This is a genomic window from Parabacteroides sp. KHUB-01 (assembly GCF_056640935.1).
In genome coordinates this window covers 1,099,715-1,122,358 of record NZ_CM153256.1, presented here as the reverse complement: position 1 = coordinate 1,122,358, position 22,644 = coordinate 1,099,715, and the positions used below count along the sequence as shown (strand labels likewise).

The following is a 22,644-nucleotide window of genomic DNA, read 5'->3' as shown; positions in this document are numbered from 1 at the left end:
TCTGCTCCGACCGTAAAGAACGCAGTTTCATCATTTTGGCTTAGCGAAGGTACTTATTTTTTTTGAGATATGAAAAATATAGGTTCCGGAAGTCAATGGTGATAGCTTTGTCGATGTCTGACGATATTTTACATGCCGATGATTAACTCTGTCTCTGTTAATTTTGCAAACAATGGAACAGATTATGAATCAGACAGATGTAAAGGTTTCGTTCTACCTTAAAAAGAGCGAGGCGGATGCCAGGGGAAACTGTCCCGTGATGGCACGGCTTATTGTCGGCAAGCACTCTGAAACAGCATTCAGTGTCAAGTTTCGTGTGCCACAGTCATTGTGGTCATCCGGACGGGCGTGTGGAAAAAGTGTTGCGGCAAGAGACATAAACAACAGACTGGATGAAATACGTGCTGCCGCGCTCGGCATCTTTGCGGAACAATCTGCAATCCGTGAGGATGTAACAGCAGAGGATGTTGGAAAATATAAAGTCACTTGACCCACTATTATAAAAATCACCTGACCCACCTTTATAACCGAAACTGACCCACTTAGATTATAATAAAAATTGACCCTATAGAATTACCACATTTCAGTCTTGTTTTTGTACTTTAAAAAGCATTTTAACCCGGTATCATTAACCGAATAAAAATTTTAAAGAATGAAAATAAGAATCAAGCACATACTGCGGTGCTACCAGTCAGGAATGAGTATCCGTAGTATCAGTTCTTCTCTTCTGATTTCACGTAATACAGTAAACGGTATATCCGAATATACGAGGATATGGGTATAGAGCTGGAACGCCTGTTGAAAATGGACGAGCATCATCTGCATGAACTTTTCGGTACGGAGACTGACAACGAATCAACAGGATCTGCAGAGTATAAGTATCTTCAAGAACATATACCTGAGTACATTAAACGACTTAAATCCCGTGGAACAACAAGAAGGTCCTTGTATGAGGAGTATCTGAGAAACCGTCCCCAAGGTTACAGTTATTGTTCATTCTGCCTGTATCTCAGACGTGAAAGGGAGGTAAAAATACCGGTTGGACGCATAGATCATATAGCTGGTGATCAGATGTATGTGGATTTTGCCGGTGACAAACTTTATATTTCAGACAGGAATACGGGTGATAAGGTTCCCGTAGAAGTCTTTGCTGCGATACTTCCATGCAGTCAGATTACTTATTACGAGGCTGTACCATCGCAAAAGAAAGAATATCTTATCCAGGCATGTGAAAATGCTTTCCATTATTTTGGAGGTGTACCAAATGCCATAGTTCCCGACAACCTCAAATCTGCCGTAACAAGGCCCGGTGGAATAGAGCCTGTAATAAATGATGACTTTGCGGCATTTGCAGACCATTATGGTTGTGTTGTCTTTCCGGCAAGAGTGCGCAAACCCAAAGACAAGGCTTTGGTTGAAAATGCTGTAAGACTGCTTTACAGGGAGGTATATTCAAAGATGACAGGATTGAAATTCAATGATATTGAAGCCTTGAACATAGAAATAATGAAACATACTGACGCATTGAACAGCCGAAAGATGTACAACCGCAGCTACAGCCGTAGGGAGCGTTTCCTCGAGGTCGAGAAAGACAGGCTACATATATTGCCGGCAACAAGATTTATATCAAAAAACCGGAAAACGGCAACTGTCATGAAAAACAGTTATGTATCGCTTAACAATCACTATTACAGTGTTCCTAAAGAGTATATAGGCGATGCTGTAGAATTACTGTATGATGGGGACACAGTGGAGATATATCATAAATTCAGACACATAACGACACATCGCAGGGATGATACACCTTTCACTTATTCAGAAAAACCTTCCCATAAACTTCCCGGAGTACTACATGAATACAGAATCAGAATGGATGATATATACCGCAAGGCACGTGAAATAGACCCGGTAGTGGAAGAGTATATAAAGTTGGTGGCTGTTGCCAAAAAATATCCTGTTCAGGCTATACGTTCAGCTGATGGTATATTATGTCTTGTGGAATGTTTCGGACACGACAGAGTGGTTCTTGCATGCCAGATAGCAATGGAATCCTGCATGTTCGGGTTCAACGAACTTGAAAGCCTTCTGGTAAACAGGGAAGATGAAAAGTATCATATACAAATGGAGGGGCTTGCTCCTGAACTTACCCCTAAACACAGAAATCTCAGAGGTAAGGATTATTTTAACTCTAAAAATATGGATAAAAATGACAAGTAATAATAAAACAAACAGAACTGTCGGAAAAAATATGGACAGAATAATGGAGTTACTCTCCAAATTACGTTTTTACGGTATGCTTGAAACATACAGGAATGACTGCAGGACAACATCCTCTGATGGTATGACAAACGATGAGTTCCTGAAATGGCTTCTTGAAAGCGAGTATGATTACAGACGCAATGTAAGCATTGAGCGACTGATAAGATCTGCAAACTTCAGATATAAGGCATATATGGAAAAAATAGACTATACAATAAAACGGAACCTTGACCGGAACCAGCTCGAGAGACTTGCTTCTCTTGATTTTATAAGAGACGGACAGAATATTTTTATCACAGGAAGCTCCGGAACAGGTAAAAGCTATATAGCTTCAGCAATAGGATATGAAGCATGCAAAAATGGAGTCAGAACTTTATACTCCAATGCGTCAAAGCTTATGGGACAGCTTAAAATGGCCAAAAACAAGGGAACTATAGAATCTGAGATGAAAAAAATTGAAAAGTGTTCACTGCTTATTTTAGACGATCTCTTTCTTATAGGACTGGATGCCAGGGAAAGGTCAATACTTATGGAAATAATAGAAGACAGACACGGAATAAAATCAATCATAATAACATCACAACTTCCAGTTGAAAGCTGGTATGATGCAATTGGAGATCCTACTTTAGCTGATGCAATCCTGGACAGAATTGTACATACGGCACACAAAATTGAACTAACGGGAGATTCTGTAAGAAAGATTAATGCTAAAAAGAAGTAGTATCTGCTATAAAGAATTATAATTGAAACTGACCCGGGTTAAAATGCATTTTTCTCTACTTAATTCTAATATTTTTTTGATGGGTCAATTTAGAGTATAATAGTGGGTCAAGTGACTTTATATTTTCCACCCCTCTTTATTCTTAAACATTACCATTTTTCTTAAATTCCCTTGGAGATAATCCGGTGTATCTTTTAAAGAATCGGCAGAATGAAGCTTGGTCGGAAAAATTAAGCATTTCTGCAACATCTTGAACAGAGTTCTGTTTGTCAGAAAGACATATTTTTGCATCTGTAATAAGTATTTCATTTATTAACTGGCTTGCACTTTTTCCATAAATCTTTCTAAGTTTTGCGGAAAGAGCATCAGGTGATATAATAAGTTGTTCAGCATACCATTTCACCAAATGTTGTTCCCGACAATGAGTATTTACCAGATAAATAAAACTTCCGATAATATCATCATCGGCATGTCCGACATTATTCTTTTTCATATTGTTGCCGAAAGATTGTAATATAATGTTCCAAACTTCATACAAAAGAGCTTTAATGATGTTTTTGGAAATATCCAGAGAAAAAATGTTATTGTTTTGATTGATAGACTCAGATAGGAAGTCAATATATTTTACAAGGAGATTTTCTTCTTCAGGATTCAGCAATACGAACGGTTTTTTAGAATAGTAGTATATAACTTTTGAAAGAGTAAAACGTATATTTTCAGTTGTCATTTTAAAGAAGAACTCATCAATATAGATTAATGTGCCTTTAAAATTACCAGTTGTTGTTATTTCGTTTATTTCTGTAATGAAAACGAATTCAATATAAGCAGGAGCGATTATGGTCGTTTTTTCGTTTTGAATTACAAAACTTATTTCTCCCTCGGTAATAAGTAATGAGATTGCATAAAAACCTTTAGGCTTGTTCTTGTAGAAAACATTTTCCCCATTAAGTTCAATAATACTCATTTTGGAGTTATTAGCTTTTATGCATACTTGTCTGTTGGATATAGCTTCAGGGTTAATCCAATTATTTAATATAATATCTTTCATATAACTACCATTTTGCTATAAAAATATGGATATAAATCTATAGCAAAAAGACATTTTCAATGTTTTAGAATTTATAAACAGAAAAAAGATTAAGTATCGGTTTTTGCAAACTTCTTTTCGGATTGGAACAATTATGATGCTTATATGCTGTAATATTTTTGCGGGGAAAATATAAGAAGTATTATAAAAATAGAGAAGAAATGAAGAAATTGTTTTTTATTATGTCCATTTGTTTTATAGGAACATTGTTGTCTTGTAAGAAACAAGAGAATCAAAACAGTTTTAGTAATTATAAAACAATGACTGTGGAAAAAGAAAGCCGCACTTTATACAGTAATTATACTGCAGTTATAAATGGACGTCAAAGTGTTGAAATTCGTCCGCAAGTAAGTGGACTGATTACAGAAATATGTGTTGAAGAAGGTGCCAAAGTTTCAAAAGGCCAGGTTTTGTTCGTAATAGACCAAGTTCCGTATGAGGCAGCATTGCAAACAGCTTTGGCTAATGTGAAAAGCGCAGAGGCAAAAGTAGCGACAGCAAGACTTACAGCAAACAGCAAGGAAGAATTATTTGCAGAAAAAGTTGTTTCGGATTTTGACAGACAAACTGCGCAGAATTCGTTGATGGAAGCCGAAGCTGCTTTATCCCTTGCAAAGGCAGATGAGGTAAATGCCAGAAACAATCTTTCATATACTGTAATAAAGAGTCCGGTTGACGGTGTTGCCGGAATGTCTTCGTATCGTGTTGGTGCTTTGGTCAATTCTTCTATTACTACACCCTTGCTTACAGTGTCTGATGATGAGGAAGTTTATGTTTATTTTTCAATGACAGAAAATCAGGTCCTTTCGTTGATTCGCCAATATGGAACATTAGACAATGCCTTGGATAAAATGCCTGATGTAGAGTTGCTGCTAAGCGATGGAGAAATGTATATGCATAAAGGAAAAGTTACTGCTATTAGCGGAACAACAAACACTGAAACCGGAGCTATAACTCTCAGAGCAACTTTCCCGAATAAAGAAAAAATGTTGCGTAACGGAAGTACGGGAACAGTGGTTTATCCTTATGTAAAAGATGATGTTATAATCATACCTCAGGATGCGACATTTGAGATACAGGATAAAATATATGTATATAAAGTGAATGAGGAAGGAAAAGCTGAATCAGTTCAAATATCAGTTTTTCCTTTGAATAACGGACGGGAATATATAGTAGAAAATGGTTTGTCGGTAAATGATGTTATTGTGGCTGAAGGAGCCGGATTAATTCAGGAAAATACACAAATTGTTTCACCGAATGATAAATAATGAATAAGGAGATTCTGTTATGAAATTAAGAACATTTATAGATCGTCCTATTTTGTCTTGTGTAATATCAATTATTATATTGATGCTTGGATTCATAGGACTTTACAACTTGCCAATGGAACAATATCCCGATATTGCACCTCCAACTATTTCCGTTTCGGCAACATATACGGGTGCAAATGCGGAAACTGTTCAGAAAAGTGTTATCGCGCCACTGGAAGAAGCCATTAATGGTGTTGAAAATATGACATATATGGTTTCAACTGCTACAAACACTGGTTCTGCTTCAATTATGGTTTATTTTAAGCAGGGCACAGATCCTGATATGGCGACAATCAATACAAAAAACAAAATCAGTGAAGCAGAAGGTTTATTACCTGCCGAAGTTACAAAGATTGGTGTGACTGTGGAGAAACGCCAGAACAGTATGGTTAAGATTCTTGCATTATACAGTGAGGATGACAGTTATGACCAGAATTTTATAAACAACTATTTCAAGATTAATGTCGAGCCTAGATTGTCACGTATTTCCGGAGTAGGAAATGTGATGGTTATGGGTGGTGATTATGCTATGAGAATCTGGCTTAATCCGAAACTTATGGCGCAATACGGACTTGTTCCTGCTGATGTCGTTTCTGTATTGGGTGAGCAGAATATTGAGGCTCCAACTGGTACATTAGGTGAAGATTCGGATAATACATTCCAATATACATTGAAATATAGAGGAAGATATGAAACTTCTGAAGAGTTTGGGAATATAGTCATAAAGGCTATGTCTTCTGGAGAAGTTCTCAGACTTAAAGATATTGCAGAAGTGGAATTAGGCTCTCAGAGTTATGCCTATAGTAGTGAAATAGTTGGTCATCCGGGTGCTACTTGTATGATTTCACAGACAGCAGGTTCAAATGCTAATGAAATTATCGAGGAAATAGACAAACTTATGGCAGAAGTTTCCAAAGACTTGCCAAAAGGATTGATACTGACAGACTTGATGAGTACAAAAGACTTCCTTGATGCTTCTGTCAATGAGGTTGTTAAAACTTTGGTTGAAGCTATTATTCTGGTCGTTCTGGTTGTTTATTTCTTCTTGCAAAGTATTCGTTCAACGATTATTCCATCTGTTTCAATTATAGTTTCACTTGTGGGAACTTTCGCCTTTCTGTATGTTGCCGGATTTAGCTTGAATTTGCTGACATTGTTTGCCTTGGTGCTGGTTATCGGAACAGTGGTCGATGACGCCATCGTTGTGGTTGAGGCGGTTCAGGCGAAATTTGATGAAGGATATGAATCTCCATATAAAGCTACAATTGCTGCGATGGATGGTATTTCTGCGGCAATCATTACCACTTCTCTAGTATTTATGGCTGTATTTATTCCTACATCATTTATGGGCGGAACGAGTGGTGTCTTTTATACTCAGTTCGGTCTGACGATGGCAGTTGCTGTCGGTATTTCTGCTGTAAACGCCTTGACCTTGAGTCCGGCATTGTGTGCCTTGATTATGACTCCTCATATAGATGATGCATCAGGAAAAGCATTAAGTTTTTCCAGCCGCTTCCATTATGCTTTTGAAGCATCATTCAACAGATTGGTTCTAAAATATAAAAATGGAGTTTCTTTTTTCCTTAAGAGGAAATGGATAGCTGTGACTGGCTTGGCTTTAGTCTGTGTGTTGCTTGTGTTTTTTGTCCGTAACACAAAGACCGGACTTGTGCCTGATGAAGATATGGGTACAATATTTGTCAACGTAACAACTCCTCCGGGAAGCAGTTTGGCTCAGACAAAACGTACAATGGAGAATATAGATGAAAGGATAAAAAAGATTCCACAGATAAATCTTTATTCCAAAGTATGTGGATATAGCATGATGGGCGGTCAGGCTGCATCAGGAGGTATGATGATTATCAAACTGAAACATTGGGATGAAAGAGAAAATGAAGAAGATAAAATCAATGCTGTGATAAGTCAGATATATGCGCAAACATCAGATATCAAGTCTGCGAATATATTCGTTTTTGCTCAACCTACGATTATGGGTTATGGCATGGGTAGCGGCTTTGAAATGTATGTGCAGGACCGTAGTGGCGGTGATATTTCCGATTTGCAGAAATATACTCAGAATTTCATCGCAGAATTGAACAAACGTCCTGAAATTTCTATGGCATATACAACATTCGATACTAAGTTCCCGCAGTATAAGGTGGAAGTTGATGCTGCCAAATGTAAACGTGCCGGAATTTCAACTTCAGATGTCCTTGATGTTCTTTCCGGTTTCATCGGAGGTAATTATGCTTCCAATCTGAATCGTTTCACTAAATTGTACCGTGTTTATGTTCAGGCAAATAAAGACTACAGAATTGATAAAGAGTCATTGAATAATATGTTTGTGCGCACTAGTTCCGGTGAAATGGCTCCGATTGGTCAATTTATAACCCTCACCAAAGTATATGGCGCAGAAACACTAACCCGATTCAATATGTATACATCTATTCCAATTAACGGAATGCCTGCCGACGGATATAGTTCCGGTGAAGCAATTAAAGCAATTGAGGAAGTTGCCGCACAAACATTGCCAGTCGGATATGGATATGAGTTTAGTGGAATAACAAGAGAGGAAAGTAACAGCTCCAGCAACACTGTTATAATCTTTATAATATGTATAGCTTTTGTTTATCTGATACTTTGCGCACTTTACGAAAGTTTGTTTGTCCCGCTGGCAGTTATCCTTTCCGTTCCGTTCGGATTGTTGGGCAGTTTCCTGTTTGCCAAATGTTTTGGTTTGGAAAATAATATATATATGCAAACTGGTCTGATTATGTTGATTGGTTTGCTTTCCAAGACTGCAATTTTATTGACTGAATATGCGGCTACACGCCGAAAGCAGGGTATGAGTATTGCACAGGCAGCTATTTCCGCAGCCGGAGTTCGTTTACGTCCTATTTTGATGACAGCTCTGACTATGATTATAGGATTATTGCCGTTGGTTGTAGCAACCGGAGCCGGCGCCAATGGAAACCGTTCGCTTGGTGTTGGTGCAGTTGGTGGAATGTTTATTGGAACATTGGCTTTGCTTTTTGTCGTACCTGTATTGTTTACGATATTCCAGTATTTGGAAGAACGTGTTATGCCTAAACGTGATATAGATAAAACAGTATAATAATTAATATGTTATGACTAGGTTATATAATTATATAAGTATAATGACTCTGATATTTCTGTTTGCCGGTTGTGGTATTTACAGTAAATACGAAAGACCTGAAATAGAAACAGAAAATTTATATGGAGAAATTACCGAAGAAACTGATACGCTATCTTCATTGTCGGATATGAAATGGTTTGAGTTGTTTACTGATACATCTCTCCAGAAGTTGATTGCGCGTGGTATTGAAATGAATACCGACTTGAATGTAGCAAGACTGAAAGTCGATGAGGCGAGAGCCTCATTGACTTCAGCCAAATTGGCTTATCTGCCTTCTGTTCAGCTTGCGCCCGAAGGAGCAATAAGCAGTTATGATGGTGGAAACACATCCAAAACTTATAATCTTGGAATTTCCGCTTCTTGGGAGATTGACCTTTTTGGTAAACTTACTAATGCCAAACGCAGGGAACTTGCAGCCCTTGAAGAAAGCGAAGCATATAAATTGGCTGTTCAGACTCAACTTATAGCAACCATTGCAGAGAGCTATTACACGTTGTTGATGCTGGACGAGCAGGTAGCTATAACTACAGAAACCGTTGACAGCTGGAACGAATATATCAGGGCTTTGAAAGCATTGATGAAATCCGGTGCGGCAGACAGGGCGGCAGTTAGCCAGGCTGAGGCTTCCCGCATAAGTGCCGAAGTGTCATTGATTGCATTGAAACAGCAAACAATAGAAATGGAAAACTCTCTTTGCTCACTGTTATTTATGCAACCCGGATATGTGGAACGGGGAACACTTGAAAACCAGACATTCCCACAACAATTATCAGTTGGTGTTCCATTGGAACTTCTGGCTCGCAGACCTGATGTCTTGCAGGCAGAGGCTTTGCTCAAACAATCTTTCTACTCAACAAATCTGGCTCGTTCAAATTTCTATCCAAGTATAACGCTTTCCGGTTCTGCCGGTTGGACTAATAGTGTTGGCGTAGCTGTGTCAAATCCTGGAGTATGGTTATTTCAGGCTGTAGGTTCGCTTGTGCAACCTTTATTCAATAAAGGGCAGAATATAGCAAACCTGAAAATAAGCAAGGCGCAACAGGAAGAAGCTCTTCTTCAGTTTCAGCAGACATTGCTTGATGCCGGCGAGGAGGTGAACAATGCCTTATATAAATGGCAGAACGCACGCAACAAAATTACACTTGACAAAGAACAGGTCGAACATCTTACTACGGCTTTGAATGATACCCAACTCCTTATGAAGCATGGCACAGTGAACTATCTTGAAGTTCTCACCTGCAGACAATCGTTACTGTCTTCACGACTGACATTAGTTGCAGACCGCAATGAAGAGATTCAGAGTGTCATAAGCCTTTACCACGCATTGGGCGGTGGAGGTTATTAAAGCCTTGATGCCGTGTAATCCTGCGTGTTGTCCTGTTTGCGAAACTTCAATTATTTATATACTTTTGCATCTTGTCATATACCTGATATATGTTGCATTATTGATTTAAAACAGAGAAGTTTTTGAATATGGAAAAATTGACATTGATAAAAGTTGGAGGAAAAATAGTTGAAGAACCGGAAACATTACAGCAGTTGCTTCGTGATTTTTCTTCCATCGAAGGATATAAAGTGCTGGTGCATGGTGGCGGACGCTCTGCTACAAAAGTAGCTGCGCAATTGGGTATTGAAAGCAAGATGGTGAATGGCAGACGAATCACCGACGCAGATATGCTTAACGTCGTAACAATGGTTTATGGCGGATTGGTCAATAAGAATATTGTTGCCGGTTTGCAGTCTCTAGGCATTAATGCTCTTGGTCTGACCGGTGCTGATATGAACATCATGCGTTCGGACAAACGTCCGGTGAAAGACGTTGACTATGGTTTCGTTGGTGATGTAAAAGAAGTGAATGCAGATTTGCTTTCTGCCCTGATTCGTCAAGGCATTGTTCCGGTGCTTGCTCCGCTTACTCACGACAAGCAAGGACATATGCTCAACACAAATGCCGACACTATTGCCGGAGAAGCAGCAAAAGCTCTTGCAAAATATTTCGACGTGACATTGATGTTCTGTTTCGAAAAGAAAGGCGTTTTGCGTGATGAAAACGACGACGACAGCGTTATTCCTGAAATTAACCGTGAAGCTTTCAAGGAATATGTCGAAGCCGGAATTATCCAGGGCGGTATGATTCCTAAACTAGAGAATGCATATCAGGCTATTGATGCGGGAGTAAAGGAAGTCATAATTACTCAGGCTTCTGAAATACATAAAAACAGCGGAACAAAGGTTTATTGATGAAAAAAGAAATAATCAGATTGAAGGATATTGTCCTTCGATTGCCGGAACTGCAGTTTGCCGAGCCGATAGACTGGACAATTTGCGAGGGCGAGCAATGGGCTGTTGTCGGACCGAACGGAGCCGGAAAAACATTGCTTGCCGGAGTTCTTCAGAAAAAATATGCTTTCCGTTCCGGGGAGCATATTTTTGTGTCTGGAAAACCCGTCAGTGAAGTAGTGAAAAGTATTGCTTTCAAGGATATCTATTCCTTGGCTGATTGCCGTAACAGTTATTATCAGCAAAGATGGCATTCAACGGAAACAGAAGATATGCCGACAGTGTCGGAAGTTCTGTCTGAATATAAGGACACGGAGAACCTGAATGAATTGCTGTCGCTGTTCGGAATATCTGATTTGTTGCCTAAGAAACTGATATTCCTGTCAAGTGGCGAGCTGAGAAAATTCCTTGTGGTGCGAACTCTTCTTTCCCGTCCCGAAATACTTATCCTGGACAATCCATTTATTGGATTGGACGCACCTTCGAGAGATTTGCTTGTGGATATGCTGGAGAAAATGACTGAATTGCACGGCACGCAAGTAATATTGCTCTTGTCAAATCCAGCTGATTTGCCGGATATGATAACTGATGTTCTCCCCGTTCTCAACCGTAAATGTCTGAGTCCGATGAAACGGGAAGAGTTCCTTGAGAATAAAGAGCTTTTGGAAGGACTGTTCCCGGACAGAGTTTCCGGAGCAATTGATTTGCCGGCAGTCAAGGAAAAAGAAACTTCAGCATATGACGTTGCCTTCCGAATGGAGAAAGTGTGCATAAAATATGGCTCCAGAACAATTCTGAAAGATTTGGATTGGGAAGTCAAGTGCGGAGAGAAATGGTCGCTTTCCGGTCCTAATGGCGCAGGAAAGTCAACTCTTCTCAGTCTTGTTTATGCCGACAATCCTCAGTCGTATGCCAATACATTATATTTGTTCGACAGAAAACGCGGAAGCGGTGAAAGCATTTGGGAAATAAAGAAACGTATAGGATATGTTTCTCCCGAAATGCATCTTTATTATATGGAGAATGTGCCTGCGATTCAGATTGTAGGTTCGGGATATTTTGATTCAGTCGGTCTTTTCCGCAAATGCAATGCGGAGCAGGAGGAAGGCGCGTTGAAGTGGATGAAGATTTTTGGTATTGATAATCTGAAAGACCGTTCGTTTATGACTCTTTCGTCCGGTGAGCAGCGTTTGGCTCTTCTTGCCAGAGCCTTCGTTAAAGACCCGGACCTTATCATATTGGACGAACCTCTTCATGGTCTGGACATAAGCAATAAGAAACTGGCAGCTTCGGTGATAGAAAGTTTCTGCTCCCGTCCGGGAAAGACATTGATATATGTTACGCATTATCCTAATGAACTTCCTGAATGTGTGGACAGGCATTTCAGGCTGGAGAAGATTCCTTCTTTATGACAGCATGGTTGTAATATAAGTTATATTTCTTTATAAATAAATGAGGCACAAAGTGCGCAGAGTTTGCATTCTATGAACGATTATCTCTGTGTTCTTTGTGCCTCTTTGTTATTATCAAATCTTACCTTTTATTTTCTAGCCTTTATATCCAGCTTCACCGGCTTAATCATATTCTTCGGATCAAGGATTGTATCCAAATCTTCCTGAGTAAGAATTCCTTCTTCAAGAACAAGGTCGTAAACGCTTCGTCCTGTTTCCATTGCTTTCTTTGCAATATAAGTTGAGTGATCATAACCAATATACGGATTCAGAGCTGTTACAACACCTATACTGCGCTTAACTTCATTGCGGCAAGCCTCTTCATTTGCAGTGATTCCGTCGATACACAATGTACGCAAAGTGTCAAAACCGTTTATCAACAAATCAATAGATTCAAAACAGCATTGTGCCATTACCGGCTCCATTGCGTTGAGCTCCATTTGTGATGCTTCACCTGCCATAGTTACACAAAGTTCATTTCCCATAACTTTGAAAGCAATCTGGCTCATAACTTCAGGAATTACCGGATTAACTTTTCCCGGCATGATTGATGAACCCGGCTGGCGTGCAGGAAGATTTATCTCTCCGAATCCGCAACGCGGACCGCTGGCAAGCAATCTCAAGTCATTACATATCTTATTGATTTTAACAGCTACTCTTTTCAGTGCAGACATATAACCCACCATACATGAAGTGTCGGAAGTCGCGCCAACCCAATCATCGGCAAGACTTACTTCCCAACCTGTTATTTCCTTCAATGCTTCGATAGTCTTTTCTGCATAACCCGGTTCGGAACATATTCCTGTACCAATGGCTGTTGAACCCATGTTCACAACAAGGAAATCTGCCGCAGCTTCGTTAAGATGTTTTATTTCATTTCTCAGGATACTTGCAAAACCGTAGAAAGTTTGTCCGAGTGTCATCGGCACTGCATCTTCCAGCTGAGTGCGTCCCATCTTTATAATGTGAGCAAATTCATCACCTTTTTTCTGTAAAGCTTCAATCAGAGCTTCAAGATGCGGTAAGAATTTAAGATGGCTTGCGTAAAGTCCCATGTGGATAGCTGTTGGATAAGCATCGTTGGTTGACTGCGAGCGGTTTATTGTGTCGTGAGGTGAGCAGAATTCATATTCTCCGGCTTTCTTTCCAAGATGCAATAATGCTATGTTGGCAATTACTTCGTTGGCATTCATATTGGTGCTTGTTCCGGCTCCACCCTGAATCATATCCACCTGGAACTGGTCGTGATATTTCCCGTCGAGAATATCTTTACATGCAGCTTCGATGGCTTTCAGTTGTTCGTCGCTAACCAAACCTAAAGCGTTGTTAGCTTTTGCAGCAGCTAGTTTTGTATATGCCAGTCCGTGAATGAAAAGAGGATAATCCTGCAATTTGAACTTACTTATTGAGAAATTTTCAATACCTCTCAGTGTCTGTATTCCATATAGTGCGTCTGCCGGAAGTTCTCTTGTTCCCAGCAAATCATGTTCTGTTCTTGTATTTTTGATATTTTCCATAAGGCATTAATATTTAGTTGTCATTATTATATCGCAAAGATATAAACTAACATTATGTAAGCAAATATTATTGTGTTAAATAGTATTTTTATTGTTTTATATAGTGGAATAGGGTATATGTAGTGGATTTTGCTTACAAATTGTATATGTAAATATGATATCCTTTGGAGCAGAGAAAACAATATTTCTATCTGAATATTGGCTGAAAGCCTTAAACTTTACAGCGTAGGGCAACGCCTACGTTTCAGGTATTTCCCTCACATATATACGCCCTGGAAGGGCATAACTTCCCTCAGTTCCGCCCCTTCAGAGCTTACCGTATATATAATTACAGAACCAACTGCTCATTCATCTTATCCAGCCACTGAGGCAAAGTGTATATAAAATCTATTCTGTCTGCAAATCGTCGTGGAGCAAATATGTTGATTTGCAAATCCTCACATTTCTCGATAATATCATTGTCCAGAGGATAATAACTTGCCAGAACGGCGTGCGAAATATCACCTCCGTATGTTTCCCTTACGGCATCAATTTTGTAAATATCGTTTTGTGTTACGTTTCCCGACTTACATTCGATAAAAATAAGCTCCTGATTACTGTTCAGCAAAACGTCAACCTCGTTTTTTATACCTTTCTCACCATTTTCCGTAAGCTGGAAAACAACACTCTGCCATGTCTGGGGAGGATTTGGCTGTTTACTGCTCCAAATACTTGTTTGCTCGGCAACCAAAGTTTCCCACCATCTGCCTTCAAAATAAAGGAAACATCCGTCTTTCCCGTTCAGCTTAAGGAGAGTTTTCCTCCCTCGCATAATTTGCAATCTCCCATTGCTGTGTTTGAACGAAAGTTTGTCGGAAAATTCATAACTTGCCGGAAGAAGTTCGATTTTACGGTTGCAATATACGCTGTAATATTTCTGCAACCTTGAATGTTCCTGTTTGTATTTTTCGATGAACAGCTTTATTTGTCTGGACATCGTTATGTTTTCTTCCAGAAGAGTTTTTGCGTCGTCATAGGCAATAACTTTGTTGCCGCTTAGGCGGATTATCTCTTCATTGGTCAGGGAAGAACGTATCAGTGATTTGCTGAAATCTTTCAGATGAATTATTTCTCCCTGCTGGGTTAGATAAAACACGTCGGCATTCATCTCTTCGGCAACCTTATAGGCGGCAAAAGCCATAACCTTTGTGCCTTCTGAAACATTATAGGCAAATTCGCCCTGATTATTCCGGTGTATTTCACGGCAAACAGCCATAACTCCGGCAGCATCATAAGGATCTACAATATGCATCGTTCTGCTTATACTTTTCGGAAGCATCGGAAGCATCTGTTCCACGAAATCTTCGGTTTCTTCAGTATATATAATATGTATTACGTCGGGTCCGAATTCCTTTATCCCGTGATATACGGAAGAAATATCTTTGCCGATGAGTGTTATCTGATGTTTCATAATATTTGTTTTTTTACAAAGGAAACAATTTATTCCAAAAAAGAAATCCTCTTATCCCTGATTCTTTCTATGAACCAAAGGATAAGAGGATAATTATGAGTTTAATCTATATAATCTATATGATTCTGTCAACCGATTACTTCGCTTTCTGGAAAAGTCTTGCAATTTCGCCAATCCAAAGCACAACGGATGAAGAAGCAATTATTATTGCCCAATCTTTCAAAGGAAGAGGAACAACATTGAACATTTCACCTCCGAATGTAACAATCAATATCTGACCTACGATGATAAGCGCAGCAACAAATAAGAAACTCTTGCTTCCCTTCAGGTCAGCAAATGCAGAACGTCCTTCCATAAATGCTTTAGCGTTGAACATATTCCAGAATTGCAACATAACAAAGAAGCTGAAGAACCTCGAAAGGTCACGAGGTGTCAATCCCTCACTTGCATGGAAGTGAAGCAGCAATCCCATCAACACGGCAACGAAAGCAATACCGACACCGAAAATGCGGTAAGTCATCGGGCGTGAGATAATGAAATCGCCGTCCGGTCCGCTCTTTCTTGGCTTGTCTTTCATCACTCTTTCGTTAGGTGGCAATGAAGCTAATGCACCGGCAGCAAATGTATCCATGATAAGGTTCACCCAAAGCATCTGTGTGATGGTAAGCGGTGATTCGGTTCCGATAAGTGAGCCCAGCAGCACAATCAGACATGCAGCCACGTTGATAGTAAGCTGGAACAAAAGGAACTTCTGAATATTGCGATACAATGAGCGTCCCCACATAACGGCACGTGTTATACTGCTGAATGAGTTGTCGATGATAGTGATATCACTTGCCTCTTTAGCCACAGAAGTTCCGTCGCCCATAGAAAGACCAACCTGAGCAGCCTTCAATGCCGGAGCATCATTTGTTCCGTCGCCGGTAACAGCCACAACCGCACCTTTCTGTTGAAGAAGCTGAACAAGTCGCTGCTTGTCTGTCGGACGTGCGCGGCACATAATCTTAAGGTCAAGAACTCTGTCCAAAGCTTCTTCGTCGCTCAATGCTTCGAAAGCCGGACCGGTTATTATATTGCGGTCAGTATCTTTATCTGTCCATGTTCCAATCTGGCGGCCGATTTCTTTTGCAGTTCCCGGAGTATCACCGGTTACAATCTTGACATTGATTCCGGCATTGATACAGCTTTGCACTGCGGCAGGAACATCAGCACGAACAGGGTCGGAGATAGCAACGATACCAAGATAAGTAAGATCCACATTGTGCAATTTGCCATCAGCATAAGGCGAATCATTGTCGTTGTCGTCAAGAATCTGGTAAGCAAAGCCAAGTGTACGTTTTGCCTGATTCTGATAATCCAGCAATTGCTTTTCAATGTCAGCCTTGCATTCTTCAACAGATTTGTATCCGCCGCCTGTTGCAACACGGTTACTGTTTGCCAGAACAATTTCCGGAGCACCTTTAACATACAGAACCTTCTTGCTCAAAAGCGGAGATTTTACAACTGTAGCCATATATTTACGCTCAGTCGAGAATGTAAGCTGGCTTACAATCGGAGCAGATTCTCTTATTTCAAGATAATTCTCGTTCTGTGAATTAAGCCACAAAAGCAATGCCGCTTCCGTCGGATTTCCCAAAGTCTTCACCTTTGCAGGATCAGTGAAATCAAGATGAGCAGTTGAGTTCACCGAAATACCTTCTTTAATCAGATTGCTCAATTCATCACCGGCAAGTTTCTGGCCTTCCAGATTATAGAAACGGGTTTCGAAAACCTGCATCTGGTTTTGAGTCAGAGTTCCTGTCTTATCCGTACAGATAACAGTTGTCGCACCCATAGTTTCGCAGGCATGCATCTTGCGGACAAGGTTGTTTGTCTTGAGCATTCGGTTCATGCTAAGGGCAAGGCTCAATGTCACACTCATCGGCAAACCTTCAGGCACCGAAACAACGATAAGAGTCACGGCAACCATGAAATAGTTCAGCAAATGTGAGATATATTCCATAACAGTGTATTCCTGTCCCGAAAGGAAAAGCTTTCCTGCCAGGGCAACGAATGTAACTGTAGCGATTGTATATCCGGCTTTGCTGATAACATTGGCAAGACCTTTGAGCTGAATTTGCAGCGGAGTGTCGATATTGTTGTCGATTTGCGAACCTTCGTAAACCTTTCCGTATCCTGTGGCGTCGCCAACTTTTTCCACCTTCATTATACCGTGGCCGTCAACAACCGTTGTTCCACGCATCACCACATTTGAAGGATAAGTAGCCTCGCTGTCGAATTCCGCTTCATTTGTTGTTTTGCTGATAATAGGCTCACCGGTAAGAGTAGATTCGTTTATCTGAAGAGAGATAGCTTCCAGCAGAACACCGTCGGCAGGAACTTCCTCGCCGGTTTCCAGAACCACTATATCACCGACTACTACATCTTTTCGTGGCACCTGGCTGATGTTTCCGTCACGGATAACCTTTACCAGAATGTCATCGTTCACTGTGTTCAGAACTTCAAATGCCTTGTTTGCCTTTACCTCAAAAGCAAAGCCTACGCAGCTGGCAAGAAGTATGGCAAACAGAATTCCCAGCGGTTCAAGGAAAGCTGAGAAACCTTTTGCTTCCGGACCCCAGCAGTGAACCCCGGCGATTACCATTGACAAAACCCATGCAACCAGAAGAATCTGGATAATCGGGTCTTCGAATTTTTCAAGGAATTGTTTCCAAAGAGATGTCTTTTCCGGAGGAGTTAGTACGTTTTCTCCGTGCAGACGACGGCTTTCTTCTACTTGTTGTTGGGTTAGCCCATGCAACTGTTTTGTTTCCATATTAGTTAATTGCAGTTTGAGTTTGATTCGCAAATTACGGAAAGATATATGAGATAAGCAAATATGTGGGTTTAAAAACTTGTCCCCTTCTCCCTCATTTGCTCAAAATCAAAGTTGACGGCATCTTCTGCAAAGCTTTCTTCGAATCCTCAGAAACAATATTCCAGGTTTCATAGCTTATAAGCATGAAATTGAACTCACGCAGAAGAGCCTGTGTAAGGTCTTTTTCGTCCGAAATCACTCCGTGCTGCTGCAATTCGCTGTAAGCATAAAGCTCTTTCACTATATTCTGATATTCAGGATGGTTAGCTTCCACTCTGTTCAATACAGTGACGTTGGTATTTGTAGCCCTTTGCAGCGTATTCGCATAATTAAGCAAGAATAAATCTTTTTCGGAGTTTATAATAATAATTGTATCAGTAGCTTTCACAAACTGACGATTGATGAACACACCGACAGCACATTTTGCCTGTTGTATGAACATTTTAGTCTTGTCTTTCAGCAATTCACCAGGAAGGAACCATGATTCCGGAGCTTTCAGATGTTTGATGAATCTGTTATAAATAGAATTCTTCAGTCTGTTGGCATCCATATCAGTTGGAATATCACTCATTGAAATACCTGCGCCAACAAGAAGGAAGTCAAATCCCTCTTTGTTAACGATGTCGCAAATATCCTGTCCGGCATTTGTAGATATTTCATATCTGGTTTCGATAGGAATATTAAGCTTTTGCGCCCCATAAAGAATAGGGCCGAAGCTGACTTCCTCAAAATTTTCAGTATGTAGAGGATTTACATCAGGACCAACAGTCAGGTGAAGAGCCGTAATCTCAAGTTTGTTTTTCTTCTGCGCAAACATCTGGTGAGCCACGTCAAGCATGACCTGTCCGTTGCTGGCACGTCCGAATGAAATCATCACTTTGAAAACTCCGCTCAATGGCTGAGCCAAAACAGGCTCTTTCTTTTTCTTTTCGGAAGAGAAGAATAAATCAATAAATGAAATAAGAGGAGTAGTCATGAAAGTAGTGACAAGAGTCATAAGCACCAACATTACGAAAACCGGAGGAGTAAGAATTTTCATCTCATAACCGATTGTCAGGACAACAAGTTCCATAAGTCCGCGAGTATTCATCAAAGCACCTATGTAAAGACTGTCTTTCCATGACTCGCCGACGAAACGTGCCGAAATCATAGCCCCACCGAATTTTCCGGCTATGGCAACCAGAGTTATTATAACGCACATTGTCCAAAGTTCCGGAGTGTTTAGCAGGCCTATTTCCGTGCGTAAACCTGTAGATACGAAGAATAGCGGCAAGAACAGCGACAGTGAAACATCTTCGACCTTCTCAGTCATGATTTTACGGAATTTTATATTGCTAGGCATAACAACTCCGGCTATGAATGCTCCAAACAAAGCATGAAGTCCAAGAATTTCGGTCAGGTAGGATGATGTAATCAGAATAAGGAACATGAAACCTACAAGACTTTTGTTTATAACTTCCTTGTTGTGATAAATATTACCAATCATCCTTAGGAAAGGACGCACAGCAAAGAACATGAAAGTTATATACAGAATCGAGAAGAAAATATTGTATACAGCACTAAGCATTGTACCGGCCTGTGCAATTGCTATGACTACAGCAAGCAGACACCACGCTGTTATATCTCCATTTGCCGCGCTGGCAAGAGAAATTGTTCCAAGATGAGACTTTGTAAGACCTTTCTCCTGAATAATTCTGGCAAGTACCGGGAATGCGGTGATACTCATCGAAATACTTATGAACAATGCAAACGAAAGGAAAGGAGTTGTTTTGTCGGCATAAGTATCATATGTGAAGAACGCAGTAAGCATACCGCAGAAAAAAGGAACAACAGTACTTGTATGGCTTATCAGAATAGTTTCTTTCAGTTTTTTCTTCACTTCACCTAAATCCAACTCCATACCGATTGCAAACATAAACAGTATAAGACCGAACTGGCTTAGGATGGAAATATTTGCCAATGATTCTGGAGGAAATATAAAAGCCGAAGCTTCCGGAAACAAATTTCCCAACACTGAAGGACCAAGAACAATACCGGCAACAATTTCCCCAATCACCGTAGGTTGTCCTATTCTTATGAATATCCAACCAAACAGTCGGCAAGTCAGCAGGATTGTTATAATCTGTAGAAGCAGTATTCCTATATGCGACCTTACATGATGAAACACCAATGATCGGAAGACATCAAAGCCTTCACTAAGATTTGTTGGGGCGTTTTTTGAGGTTGTTATAAGATTCGACACTTCATGACTCTCACCTTCTTTCACTATGAAATACATCAAAGCTCCGAAAATGAGAATCATAGCAAAATAAAATATTATATTTTTTGTTCCTTTACTCATTTGTTAAAATTGTGTTTCAAGGTGATTTTTGCAAATATAATATAAAAAATCGACAAAAATTAAGCCGTAGTTCCAAAAACGATGCATATAGGGCTTGTTTTCACAGGTTTTTCCGTATAAATATCTTAAACCTCATTTTTTTCCTTTATCTTTGCCTAATAACCAATTTATATAGTAAAATGGAGTCTTTGAATCTAATAAAAAATGACCCTTGGTTAGCACCATACGAAGAAGCTATCCAGGGAAGATATCAATATGTTATTGATAGGGAAAGAAGTCTGACCAATAAAGGAAAGATGACTCTTTCTGACTTTGCTTCGGGATATCTTTATTTTGGGTTGCATAAGACCACTAAAGGATGGATTTTCAGGGAATGGGCTCCTCACGCTACTGCAATTTATCTTATCGGTACGTTTAATAACTGGACAAAAGATAAACGCTATAAGATGAAGCGTCTGCACAATGGAATTTGGGAAATTTCATTGGATAAGGATTTGTTGCATCATGAGGATTTATTTAAACTATTGGTAGAGTGGGAAGGTGGCTCAGGCGAGCGTATTCCTGCATGGATCAGACGTGTTGTGCAAGATCCGGAAACAAAAATATTCAGTGCTCAGGTTTGGGATCCTGAAAATCCGTATAAATTCAAGATTAAGAAGTTCAAACCGAATACGTCTCCTCTTTTGATTTACGAATGCCATATTGGTATGGCTACTAATGAGGAGAAGGTCGGTACATATAATGAGTTCCGTGAGAATATTTTGCCTCGCATTGTAAAGGAAGGATATAATGCTATTCAGATAATGGCAATTCAGGAGCATCCGTATTATGGTTCGTTTGGTTATCACGTAAGCAGTTTCTTTGCTGCTTCTTCACGTTTCGGTACTCCGGATGAGTTGAAAGCGCTTATCGATGAGGCTCACAGATTGGGACTTGCTGTGATTATGGATATTGTTCACAGCCATGCCGTAAAGAATGAGGTTGAAGGACTTGGACGATTTGACGGCTCATACGACTTGTATTTCCATGGTGACAGCAGACGTGAGCATCCGGCTTGGGATTCTCTTTGCTTTGATTATGGAAAAAATGAGGTGTTGCACTTCCTTCTTTCAAACTGCAAATTCTGGCTGGATGAATATAAGTTTGACGGATTCCGTTTTGATGGTGTGACTTCTATGCTTTATTACAGCCACGGACTGGGAGAGGCGTTCTGTAATTATGGTGATTATTTTAACGGCCATCAGGATGGCGATGCTATAGTTTATCTTACTCTTGCAAACAAGCTTATACATGAGGTGAACAAGAATGCCATTACGATTGCTGAAGAGGTGAGTGGTATGCCCGGTCTTGCTGCGAAAATCGAGGACGGCGGATATGGCTTCGATTATCGCATGGCTATGAATATTCCTGATTATTGGATTAAGATGATCAAGGAAAAGAAGGATGAGGATTGGCATCCGTCGTCAATATGGTGGGAAACAACAAATCGCCGTGCTGACGAAAAGACTATCAGTTATGCTGAGAGTCACGACCAGGCTTTGGTGGGCGACAAGACTATCATATTCCGTCTGATTGATGCTGATATGTACTGGCATATGCAGAAGGATGATCATAACTTTATGGTTGACCGTGGAATTGCTTTGCACAAGATGATTCGCCTTGTGACGGCTTCTACCATCAACGGCGGTTATCTGAACTTTATGGGCAATGAGTTTGGTCATCCGGAATGGATTGATTTCCCGCGCGAAGGAAACGGATGGTCTTATAAATATGCTCGCCGCCAGTGGAATCTTGTGGATGACGAGAATCTGAAATATCAGTATCTCAGCAAATTTGACAAGGATATGCTGGAGGTTATCTGCAGTGTGAAGAAGTTCCAGGAAACTCCTATACAGAAAATCTGGGATAATGATGGCGACCAGATTTTGGCATATATGAGAAAGGACCTTATCTTTGTATTCAATTTCAGTCCTAACAAGTCGTTTACCGACTATGGTTTCCTTGTTCCTAAAGGAGAATATGAAGTTGTGTTGAACACTGACTCCGTGGAATTTGGCGGATTTGGTCTGGCTGATGATACAGTGCATCATTTTACAATGCCTGATCCTTTGTATAAGAAGGAAAGAAAAGAATGGCTGAAAATATATATACCGGCACGCAGTGCGGTGGTTTTGAGAAAAGTAAAAGTTAAACGAACTACAAAATAAAAAACAC

The 22,644-nt window shown here is 40.1% G+C and carries 14 protein-coding genes and 1 pseudogene; 10 read left to right on the top strand and 5 right to left on the bottom strand.

Features of this window, described 5'->3' with window-relative positions:
• Positions 1-184: 184 nt before the first annotated feature.
• From ACYIAR_RS05075 to istB, 4 genes and pseudogenes are all read left to right on the top strand, one after another.
• A pseudogene (locus ACYIAR_RS05075) lies at positions 185-469 on the top strand (Arm DNA-binding domain-containing protein); the annotation flags it as partial.
• 183 nt (positions 470-652) lie between these two features.
• Positions 653-784, top strand: a complete 132-nt coding sequence (locus ACYIAR_RS05070) for a hypothetical protein (protein WP_480331704.1) — start codon at positions 653-655, stop codon at positions 782-784.
• Entirely contained in the window at positions 775-2,217 is a 1,443-nt protein-coding gene (istA, locus tag ACYIAR_RS05065) for an IS21 family transposase (RefSeq protein ID WP_480332527.1), read from the top strand. Before ACYIAR_RS05070 ends, istA begins: the two co-directional genes overlap by 10 nt.
• On the top strand, positions 2,207-2,980 hold the full coding sequence (gene istB / locus ACYIAR_RS05060; protein ID WP_480331376.1) for an IS21-like element helper ATPase IstB: 774 nt from the start codon (positions 2,207-2,209) through the stop codon (positions 2,978-2,980). Before istA ends, istB begins: the two co-directional genes overlap by 11 nt.
• A gap of 142 nt (positions 2,981-3,122) precedes the next feature.
• Here the strand turns inward: istB and ACYIAR_RS05055 are convergent, their stop codons facing one another.
• Positions 3,123-4,028, bottom strand: coding sequence for a helix-turn-helix domain-containing protein (locus ACYIAR_RS05055; RefSeq protein WP_480332525.1), 906 nt, complete (start codon positions 4,026-4,028; stop codon positions 3,123-3,125).
• A gap of 200 nt (positions 4,029-4,228) precedes the next feature.
• Between ACYIAR_RS05055 and ACYIAR_RS05050 the strand changes: the two genes are divergently transcribed.
• The 5 genes from ACYIAR_RS05050 to ACYIAR_RS05030 all read left to right on the top strand — a co-directional run bounded on the left by ACYIAR_RS05050 (position 4,229) and on the right by ACYIAR_RS05030 (position 12,226).
• Entirely contained in the window at positions 4,229-5,335 is a 1,107-nt protein-coding gene (locus tag ACYIAR_RS05050; protein WP_480332523.1) for an efflux RND transporter periplasmic adaptor subunit, read from the top strand.
• 19 nt (positions 5,336-5,354) lie between these two features.
• Positions 5,355-8,492 (top strand): efflux RND transporter permease subunit, encoded by a 3,138-nt coding sequence (locus ACYIAR_RS05045; protein WP_480332521.1) that lies wholly within the window; start codon positions 5,355-5,357, stop codon positions 8,490-8,492.
• A 13-nt stretch (positions 8,493-8,505) separates the two neighbouring features.
• Positions 8,506-9,879, top strand: a complete 1,374-nt coding sequence (locus ACYIAR_RS05040; protein WP_480332519.1) for a TolC family protein — start codon at positions 8,506-8,508, stop codon at positions 9,877-9,879.
• Between the two features lie 128 nt (positions 9,880-10,007).
• The gene (gene argB, locus ACYIAR_RS05035) at positions 10,008-10,775 is read left to right on the top strand and encodes an acetylglutamate kinase (protein WP_480332517.1); all 768 of its coding nucleotides are present in this window, start codon (positions 10,008-10,010) and stop codon (positions 10,773-10,775) included.
• Entirely contained in the window at positions 10,775-12,226 is a 1,452-nt protein-coding gene (locus ACYIAR_RS05030) for an ATP-binding cassette domain-containing protein (RefSeq protein ID WP_480332515.1), read from the top strand. The genes argB and ACYIAR_RS05030 overlap by 1 nt, the downstream gene beginning before the upstream one ends.
• 128 nt (positions 12,227-12,354) lie before the next feature.
• Here ACYIAR_RS05030 and ACYIAR_RS05025 read toward each other — a convergent pair whose 3' ends face one another.
• The 4 genes from ACYIAR_RS05025 to ACYIAR_RS05010 form a co-directional block, all read right to left on the bottom strand.
• On the bottom strand, positions 12,355-13,782 hold the full coding sequence (locus ACYIAR_RS05025; RefSeq protein ID WP_480332513.1) for an aspartate ammonia-lyase: 1,428 nt from the start codon (positions 13,780-13,782) through the stop codon (positions 12,355-12,357).
• 328 nt (positions 13,783-14,110) lie between these two features.
• Positions 14,111-15,232 carry a Card1-like endonuclease domain-containing protein gene (locus tag ACYIAR_RS05020; protein WP_480332511.1) on the bottom strand — a complete coding sequence of 374 codons (1,122 nt, stop codon included), beginning with the start codon at positions 15,230-15,232 and terminating at the stop codon, positions 14,111-14,113.
• Between the two features lie 136 nt (positions 15,233-15,368).
• Positions 15,369-18,047, bottom strand: a complete 2,679-nt coding sequence (locus tag ACYIAR_RS05015) for a calcium-translocating P-type ATPase, PMCA-type (RefSeq protein ID WP_480332509.1) — start codon at positions 18,045-18,047, stop codon at positions 15,369-15,371.
• Between the two features lie 94 nt (positions 18,048-18,141).
• A complete protein-coding gene (locus ACYIAR_RS05010; protein ID WP_480332507.1) occupies positions 18,142-20,430 on the bottom strand; it encodes a cation:proton antiporter in 2,289 nt (762 codons plus the stop codon).
• Between the two features lie 179 nt (positions 20,431-20,609).
• Here ACYIAR_RS05010 and ACYIAR_RS05005 point away from each other — a divergent pair, with 179 nt between their 5' ends.
• On the top strand, positions 20,610-22,637 hold the full coding sequence (locus tag ACYIAR_RS05005; protein ID WP_480332505.1) for an alpha amylase C-terminal domain-containing protein: 2,028 nt from the start codon (positions 20,610-20,612) through the stop codon (positions 22,635-22,637).
• Positions 22,638-22,644: the final 7 nt, after the last annotated feature.

Bases quoted from the DNA above. Each gene is read 5' to 3' on its own strand.
- ACYIAR_RS05070 (WP_480331704.1), top strand. From the start codon at position 653: ATGAAAATAAGAATCAAGCACATACTGCGGTGCTACCAGTCAGGAATG.
- istA (WP_480332527.1), top strand. From the start codon at position 775: ATGGGTATAGAGCTGGAACGCCTGTTGAAAATGGACGAGCATCATCTG.
- istB (WP_480331376.1), top strand. From the start codon at position 2,207: ATGACAAGTAATAATAAAACAAACAGAACTGTCGGAAAAAATATGGAC.
- ACYIAR_RS05055 (WP_480332525.1), bottom strand. From the start codon at position 4,028: ATGAAAGATATTATATTAAATAATTGGATTAACCCTGAAGCTATATCC.
- ACYIAR_RS05050 (WP_480332523.1), top strand. From the start codon at position 4,229: ATGAAGAAATTGTTTTTTATTATGTCCATTTGTTTTATAGGAACATTG.
- ACYIAR_RS05045 (WP_480332521.1), top strand. From the start codon at position 5,355: ATGAAATTAAGAACATTTATAGATCGTCCTATTTTGTCTTGTGTAATA.
- ACYIAR_RS05040 (WP_480332519.1), top strand. From the start codon at position 8,506: ATGACTAGGTTATATAATTATATAAGTATAATGACTCTGATATTTCTG.
- argB (WP_480332517.1), top strand. From the start codon at position 10,008: ATGGAAAAATTGACATTGATAAAAGTTGGAGGAAAAATAGTTGAAGAA.
- ACYIAR_RS05030 (WP_480332515.1), top strand. From the start codon at position 10,775: ATGAAAAAAGAAATAATCAGATTGAAGGATATTGTCCTTCGATTGCCG.
- ACYIAR_RS05025 (WP_480332513.1), bottom strand. From the start codon at position 13,782: ATGGAAAATATCAAAAATACAAGAACAGAACATGATTTGCTGGGAACA.
- ACYIAR_RS05020 (WP_480332511.1), bottom strand. From the start codon at position 15,232: ATGAAACATCAGATAACACTCATCGGCAAAGATATTTCTTCCGTATAT.
- ACYIAR_RS05015 (WP_480332509.1), bottom strand. From the start codon at position 18,047: ATGGAAACAAAACAGTTGCATGGGCTAACCCAACAACAAGTAGAAGAA.
- ACYIAR_RS05010 (WP_480332507.1), bottom strand. From the start codon at position 20,430: ATGAGTAAAGGAACAAAAAATATAATATTTTATTTTGCTATGATTCTC.
- ACYIAR_RS05005 (WP_480332505.1), top strand. From the start codon at position 20,610: ATGGAGTCTTTGAATCTAATAAAAAATGACCCTTGGTTAGCACCATAC.